General features: G+C 64.0%; 1 pseudogene. It reads right to left on the bottom strand.

Features of this window, described 5'->3' with window-relative positions:
- Positions 1-358 (bottom strand): annotated as a pseudogene (locus EN852_RS36625) (GMC family oxidoreductase); the annotation flags it as partial.

The following is a 358-nucleotide window of genomic DNA, read 5'->3' as shown; positions in this document are numbered from 1 at the left end:
ATCATGTTGCTGTCGATTACCGAATCGGCCGGGCCGGTGCCCATCCGCAACGTGCCCTGGACATGCGATTCCGTTGGCCGGATCCCGCGGTCGAACAACCGCTCCACCGGTAGCGGGGCAAGCAGTCCAGGCAATTTCTCAAGCGCCCGGGCCATGCCTTTGACCGCGTAGTCCGACGGTGCCTTGAAGCTGACGAAAGCATTGTCGTCCTCGTCGAGAGTGACGAAATTCTCGTGGTCGAGCAGGTTTTCGGTGACCACGACCAGCGGCAGCGCCTGGCGCAGCCGCCCCTTCTCGGCGCGCATCCCGTGCTGCCAGCGGTTCTCGAAATAGACCAGGGCCGCCGCATGCTCGGACC

The sequence above is a fragment of the Mesorhizobium sp. M2E.F.Ca.ET.209.01.1.1 genome (genome assembly GCF_004010375.2).
Taxonomy (GTDB): domain Bacteria; phylum Pseudomonadota; class Alphaproteobacteria; order Rhizobiales; family Rhizobiaceae; genus Mesorhizobium.
The sequence above is the reverse complement of the archived record's forward strand: the minus strand, read 5'-3'. Positions and strand labels throughout refer to the sequence as shown.